The 6,553-nt window shown below is 70.1% G+C and carries 7 protein-coding genes; 4 read left to right on the top strand and 3 right to left on the bottom strand.

Annotated features, from left to right (window positions below):
* Window positions 1-97: 97 nt before the first annotated feature.
* The gene (gene trmB, locus VBO01S_RS20030; RefSeq protein ID WP_062478378.1) at window positions 98-871 is read left to right on the top strand and encodes a tRNA (guanosine(46)-N7)-methyltransferase TrmB; all 774 of its coding nucleotides are present in this window, start codon (window positions 98-100) and stop codon (window positions 869-871) included.
* Window positions 872-892: 21 nt separating this feature from the next.
* On the opposite strand, the gene VBO01S_RS20025 is transcribed toward trmB, so the two are convergent.
* Window positions 893-1,456 carry an energy transducer TonB gene (locus tag VBO01S_RS20025; RefSeq protein WP_082818208.1) on the bottom strand — a complete coding sequence of 188 codons (564 nt, stop codon included), beginning with the start codon at window positions 1,454-1,456 and terminating at the stop codon, window positions 893-895.
* An 84-nt stretch (window positions 1,457-1,540) separates the two neighbouring features.
* Between VBO01S_RS20025 and VBO01S_RS20020 the strand changes: the two genes are divergently transcribed.
* The gene (locus VBO01S_RS20020; protein WP_062478372.1) at window positions 1,541-2,710 is read left to right on the top strand and encodes an ABC transporter substrate-binding protein; all 1,170 of its coding nucleotides are present in this window, start codon (window positions 1,541-1,543) and stop codon (window positions 2,708-2,710) included.
* Between the two features lie 6 nt (window positions 2,711-2,716).
* Here VBO01S_RS20020 and VBO01S_RS20015 read toward each other — a convergent pair whose 3' ends face one another.
* The gene (locus VBO01S_RS20015; protein ID WP_062478369.1) at window positions 2,717-3,595 is read right to left on the bottom strand and encodes a LysR family transcriptional regulator; all 879 of its coding nucleotides are present in this window, start codon (window positions 3,593-3,595) and stop codon (window positions 2,717-2,719) included.
* 75 nt (window positions 3,596-3,670) lie between these two features.
* Here VBO01S_RS20015 and VBO01S_RS20010 point away from each other — a divergent pair, with 75 nt between their 5' ends.
* Both VBO01S_RS20010 and VBO01S_RS20005 read left to right on the top strand, forming a co-directional pair.
* Entirely contained in the window at window positions 3,671-4,246 is a 576-nt protein-coding gene (locus VBO01S_RS20010) for a GNAT family N-acetyltransferase (protein ID WP_169805066.1), read from the top strand.
* The gene (locus VBO01S_RS20005) at window positions 4,243-5,766 is read left to right on the top strand and encodes an MFS transporter (protein ID WP_062478362.1); all 1,524 of its coding nucleotides are present in this window, start codon (window positions 4,243-4,245) and stop codon (window positions 5,764-5,766) included. The genes VBO01S_RS20010 and VBO01S_RS20005 overlap by 4 nt, the downstream gene beginning before the upstream one ends.
* Before the next feature lie 6 nt (window positions 5,767-5,772).
* Here the strand turns inward: VBO01S_RS20005 and VBO01S_RS20000 are convergent, their stop codons facing one another.
* Complete coding sequence (locus tag VBO01S_RS20000; protein ID WP_062478359.1) at window positions 5,773-6,465, bottom strand: alpha/beta hydrolase; 693 nt, start codon at window positions 6,463-6,465, stop codon at window positions 5,773-5,775.
* Window positions 6,466-6,553 lie beyond the last annotated feature (88 nt).

Raw genomic sequence — 6,553 nt, 5'->3', positions numbered from 1 at the left:
ACGCCCTCGGCCTGCGCCCCGCGGCCGCAGGCCACTGCACCGCCGCCCTGGCCGGCTGGGTGCCCGAATGGCGCGATCTCTACAATTCGCGGCCCTCATGAACATTCCCGACACCGTGTCCAACGACCTCCCGCCCGGCGACGACCTGCCCGCATCCCCCGAAGACGACGCCACCGACGGCAAGCCGCATCCGCTGCACCGCCGCCTCAAGAGCTTCGTGAAGCGCGCCGGCCGCACCACCGACGGCCAGGCCCGCGCCTTCGCCGAGCTGGGCCCGCTGTTCCTCGTGCCCTACACGCCCGAGCGGCTCGACCTCACGGCGGCCTTCGGTGGCCGCGTGGGCCCGACGGTGCTGGAGATCGGCTTCGGCATGGGTGAGGCCACGGCCCACATCGCCACGGTGCTGCCCGAGACCAACTTCCTGTGCTGCGAGGTGCACGAGCCCGGCGTGGGCGCGCTGCTCAAGCGCATCGGCGAGCAGTCGATCTCGAACATCCGCATCTGCGCGCACGACGCGGTCGACGTGATCGACCACATGCTGCAGCCCGGCACGCTGGCCGGCGTGCACGTGTTCTTTCCCGACCCGTGGCACAAGAAGCGCCACAACAAGCGCCGCCTGATCCAGCCCGAGTTCGTGACCAAGCTGGCGCAGCACCTGCGCCCCGGCGGCTACATCCACTGCGCCACCGACTGGCAGCCCTACGCCGAGCAGATGCTCGAAGTGCTGGGCGCCGAGCCGCTGCTGCGCAACACCGCGCCGGACACCGGCTACGCGCCCAAGCCGGCGTACCGCCCGCTCACCAAGTTCGAGAACCGCGGCCTCAAGCTGGGCCACGGCGTGTGGGACCTGGTGTTCGAAAAACGCGCCTGAGCGCGCGTCACCTTCCCCCGCTCACTCGACGAGCTTGAAGCGGAACGGCAGCCGCATGCGGGCGCGCACCGCACGCCCGTCCGCGGTGCGCGCCGGGTCGAAGTGCCATCCCTTGAGCGAATCGGTCGCCGCCTGCGACAGCAGCGGGTGCGGCGAGCGTTCGACGCGGATGTCTTCGGGCTTGCCATCCACCCCGACGAAGAAGGCCGTGACCACCAGGCCCTCGATGCCCTCTTCCACCAGCGCGGACGGGTAGCTGGGATATCGGCGCTGGCGGATCACCGGCTCCGTCACGACAGCGTCCGCCGCAACGCGCGGATCGGCGCGCGGCGCCGCCATGAGGGTCGGCCCCGGCGGCAATGCCATCGGCGGCCCCGCCAGTGGCAGCGGTGGCGGCTCGATCGTCGATGGCGGCGGCAGGGGCGGCGGCTCGATCCTCGGTTGCGGCGGCTGCGGCGCAGCCACGGGCACAAAGACCTCCGGCGCGGGCAGCGCCTTTTCCACCACCTTCGATGGGGGCGGCACCACGCACCCGGCGAGCGCCGCGCACATCCCTCCCAGAACCCAGGACACAGTTGTTTTCATCAGGGCAATTCTGGAGCACCCGCGCCTTCCGCCCTGGCCTCGAAATTGCTACACTTTTTTACTATTGTTAGCAAAAGGTAGCCAATGAACGCGTCTCGCAGGACATGGCTGGGAAAAGCCTCCGCAATGCTGCTTCTGGGAAGCGGCCTCGGCATCACCCGTCCCTTGCTGGCACAGACGCCACGCCCGTCCGCCGCCGGGGCCCGCGTCGTCCTGCTCGGCCAGTCGGTGCCGCTCACCGGCAGCGCCAACGAGATCGGCAACGCCTTCGCGGCCGGCAGCCGGCTCGCCGTGAGCGACTTCAACACGCGCAACGCCGCCTCCGGCCTGCAGCTGAAGCTGCTGCAACTGGACGACGGCTACGACGCCGCGCGCGCCACCACCAACGCCCGCACGCTGCTGGGCGCGAACAAGGCCGACATGCTGTTCGGCTTTGTCGGCACCGCCAGCAGCGAGGCCGGCGCCAAGGTCGCCACGCAGCAGGGCAGCCTGCTGTTCGCGCCCTTTGCCGCGTCCGACACGCTGCGCGGCCCCGAGCATCCGAACGTGTTCCATGTGCGCCCCGGCATGATCGACGAGGCCCTCAAGATCGTGCGCCAGTGCGCCACCGTGGGGCAACAGCGCATTGCGCTGGTGGGCGACGACGACGCCATGGGCCGCGCCGGCCTGGCCGCCGTGCAGCAGGCCGTCACCGAACTCAAGCTGCCACCGCTGGTCGCCAGCGCGCTGGTGCCCGCGGGCGCCGACAAGCTCGACGCCGCGCTGAAGACCGTGCAGCAGCAGACGCCCCAGGCCATCGTGCTGGTGTCGCTCTCGGGCACCACGGCCGGTGCCATCCGCAAGCTGCGCAAGAGCGGCTACACGGGCAACTTCATGGCCTTCTCGATCGTCGGCATCGACCCGCTCTACGCCGAGCTGGGCAAGGACATCGGCGGCATCGTGATCTCGCAGGTGGTGCCCTCGCCGCGCCCCTCGGCCATTCCGATCGTCAAGGAGTACCTCGCGGCGGTCGACAACTCCGACCAGACCGCGTCGTACGAAGGGCTCGAGGGCTTCATCGCCGCCAAGGCCGCGGGCGAGGCCGTGCGCCGCGCGGGCCGCGGCTTCAACACCGCCACCCTGCAGCGCACGATGACGGCGATGACCGACTACGACGTGGGCGGCTTCCGCATCAACCTGCGCCCGGGCCTGCGCGACAACGTGCGCAGCATCGACCTCATCAGCATCTCGGCCGACGGCCGCGTCCTGCGCTGACGCGCGTCACACGGCGGCGTCGCGCAGCAGCTCGGTGAAGCGCTGCTGCACATACAGCGCCGTCGCGCCGAGCGGGCGCCCCTGCAGCCACAGCATGCGCACCGACAGCCGCGGCAAGGCCAGCGACGGGCAAGGCACTTCCTTCAGCGCCTTGCTGAAGCCCTCGTAGCGCGCGATGTTGATGGGCAGCACGGCCCAGCCCAGGTTGTCGGCCACCATCTCGGCCGTGCTGTAGAAGCTGTCGGAGCGCCACACGCGCGGGCTGTAGGCCACCTCGTGCACATCGTCCGCGTGCATCAGCAACTGGCGTTGCCGCGCCAGGTCCTGGCGCCGCACCGTGCGCCCGTCGGCCAGCGGATGGTCGCTGGCCACGAACACGCCCTGGCGCACGCTGCCGATGTGGCGCTGGTCGAAGCTCGCGCGCACCGGGCCGCGGTCGAAGTGAAAGGCCACACTGGCGCGCTCCTGCTCGACGTAGTCGGCCACCTCGGTCGCGGTGCCGTTGAGCAGCGTGAGCTCGAGGCTCGGAAACTTCACCGACAGCTCGCGCATCAGCGTGCCGATGGCGGTGTACGGCAGGGCCTCGTCCAGCGCCAGCGACAGCGCGGCCTCGTCGCCTTCGTGCAGCGAGCGGGCGCGCTGGTCGAGCTGCTCGGCCTGCCGCAGCAGTTCGCGCGCCTCCAGCAGCAGCACTCGGCCCGCGTCCGACAGCTGCGCGTTGCGGCGCGAGCGGTCGAACAGGGCCACGCCGAGGTCGACCTCGAGCAGCCCGATGGCGGTGCTCACGGCCGACTGGGCCTTGCCCAGGTGGCGCGCCGCGGCCGAGAACGAGCCGCACTCGGCGGTCGTCACGAACTGGCGCAATTGGTCGACGGTCCATTCCATTTCGGCCACCCACTCATCTATTTATCAGATGGATTTCATCTTTATTCATTCATTTTAATGGCGCAACATGGCGCCATGACGAATGCAAACAACAAGACGACACCGGCGTTCGAACTGAGCTGGTGCAGCGATCCTTCCCAGGCGCAGGCGTTGACCGCCCTGTTCCTGCAGCAACTTTCCCCTGCCTACATCTCCCACTCGGAACTGCAGGAGCAGCGCGCCGTGGCCCCCGGCGAATGGCGCGCCGACCTGCCCGCCGTCTTCATGACGCAAGTGCGCGAGACCCTGGCGCTGGACCCGGCCATCGCCACCGCGCGCGTGGCCGTCGCGCGAACCGATGGCGCACTGGCCGGCTTCGCGCTGGTGTCCATCGACGACAGCCGCAGCGCCGCGCGCAGCTTCGCAACGCTCGACGACCTGGTCGTCGACGCGCGCTTCCAGGGCATGGGCCTGGGCGGCCGGCTGTTCGACTGGGTCTGCGCCGAGCTGCAACGCCTCGGCATCCAGCGCCTCTTTCTCGAAAGCGGCATCGGCAACGCGCGTGCGCACGACTTCTTCCACGCACGCGGCTGCACGACGGTCTCGGTGACGATGCTCAAGGAACTGGACGGCACCATCGCACAGCCGCACGACCGGAGGGCCACGCCATGAACGGCTTGAACCCCACCGCCAAGAAATGGATCACGCTCGGCATCGTCTCGATGGCGCTGCTGCTGATCGTGGTCGACATGACCGTGCTCTACACGGCACTGCCCACGCTCACGCACGACCTGGCCGCCTCGGCCACCGAGAAGCTCTGGATCCTCAACGCCTACACCGTGGTCGTCTCCGGTTTCCTGCTGGGCATGGGCGCGCTGGGCGACCGCGTGGGCTACCGGCGCATGTTCGTCGCGGGCCTGGCCGTGTTCGGCATCGCCTCGCTGTGCGCGGCCTACGCGCCGAACCCGGCCGTACTGATCGCCGCGCGGGCGCTGCTGGGCGTGGGCGCGTCGATGATGATGCCGGCCACGCTGGCGATCCTGCGGCTGGTGTTCACCGACGAGCGCGAGCGCGCGGTGGCCATCGGCGTGTGGGCCTCGGTGGCCTCGGGCGGCGCGGCGCTCGGACCGGTCGTGGGCGGCGTGCTGCTCGAATACTTCTGGTGGGGTTCTGTGTTTCTCATCAACGTGCCCGTGGTGGTGCTCGCGCTGGTGCTGGCCCTGTGGCTGCTGCCGACGCAGAAGAACACCGGCACGCGCCCGTGGGACTTCATCGGCTCGGTGCAGGTGCTGGCGGGGCTGGTCTTCCTCGTGCTGACCATCAAGGAGCTCACGAAGTTCGCGCCCTCGGTCACGACAGCCGCCATCACCGGCGTGCTGGCCGCGGTGGCCATGACCCTCTTCGTGCGGCGCCAGCGGCGCAGCAGCGCGCCGCTGATCGACTTCCGCCTGTTCCGCAACGCCTACTTCTCGGGCGGCGTGATTGCGGCCATCGTGGCCTCGGTGGCGCTGATCGGTGTCGAGCTGGTGTTCAGCCAGCGCCTGCAGCTGGTGGTCGGACTCACCCCGCTGCAGGCGGGCCTCACCCTGCTGCCGCTGCCGCTGGCCGCCTTCGTGGCGGGGCCGCTCGCGGGCCTGCTGCTGGCGCGCATCGGCTCGCGCCCCGTCATCCTGGGCGGCCTCGTGACCACGGCGCTGGCGCTGTGCGCGCTGGCACTGGCGGTCGATGCCGGGGGCCTGCTCAAGCCGGCGATCCTGGTGCTGCTGGGGCTGGGCGTGGGCGCGACCATCACGGCGGCGTCGAACGCGGTCATGAACAACGCGCCCGTGGAACACGCCGGCATGGCGGCGTCGATCGAAGAGGTGTCGTACGAACTCGGTGGCGTGCTGGGCATCGCGCTGCTGGGCAGCGTGCTCTCGGCGAGCTACACCGCCGCGCTGGTCATTCCAGACAGCCTGGCCGTGCCGGCCTCGGCCGGCGACAGCATCGACGCCGCGCTGCTGGCCGCCGAGACGCTGCCCGCGCCCATCGCCTCGCAGCTCGTGGCGCTCGCACACACGGCCTTCGACCAAGCCTTCTTCTCGGTGATGGGCGTGGCCGTGGCGATCGTGGTCGCGGCGGCCTGCGCCGTGGCGCTCCTCGGCTGGCGGGCCCGCCCGACGGCTGCGCAGCGCGCCGGGCACCGCGCGTAGCCGGCCTCAGGCAGCGCTCGCGGCTTCGTCGATGAGCGCCGCCACGGCCTGCGGCTGCGAGGCCAGCGAGGCGTGGCTGGCCGCCAGCGTGATGACCTTCTTCGCGCCCAGGCGCGCCGACATGCGCTCCTGGTTCACGGGCGAGATCATGCGGTCCTCGCTCGAGATCTGGTACCACGACGGCTTCTTCTTCCAGGCCGGCGCCGTGATGGTGTCGCCGAAGGTGCTGGCCAGCGGCGCCTTCTGCGTCAGGCCCATCACCAGGCCTTCTTCGGCGCTCAGGTCCTGGCAGAAGCTCTCGTGGTATTTCTCGGGAATCACCCACAGGTAGCCGTCGCTGTCGGGTGCCAGGTTGGGCACGGCCACGGGCGGGTGCTCCTGCGTGATGCCGCCGGGGCTTTCGCCCGCGTCGGGTGCGAAGGCGGCGATGTAGACCAGCCCGACCACGTTGGGCAGGTCGCCGGCCTGCGTGATCACCGCGCCGCCGTACGAGTGGCCGACCAGCAAGACCGGCCCCTGCACCTGCGCCACCATCTTGCGCGTGCGCTCGGCATCGTCGGCCAGCGAGGTCAGCGGCAGCTCGACCGCGCGGATGGCCGTGTGGCCCTTGCGCAGCAGCTCCACGATGACGTTGTGCCAGTGCGCCGCACCACCCCAGAAACCATGGACCAGGACGACCGTCGGTTTGTTGTTGCTCATGATTCGCCACCTTCCGTTGAAAAACGTGGACAGAGAGAACGAGAAGCCGGGCCGCCCGAATGGCGGGCCGGGAAGGTCTTATACGCCT

Source organism: Variovorax boronicumulans NBRC 103145 (assembly GCF_001591345.1).
Taxonomy (GTDB): domain Bacteria; phylum Pseudomonadota; class Gammaproteobacteria; order Burkholderiales; family Burkholderiaceae_C; genus Variovorax; species Variovorax boronicumulans.
The sequence above is the reverse complement of the archived record's forward strand: the minus strand, read 5'-3'. Positions and strand labels throughout refer to the sequence as shown.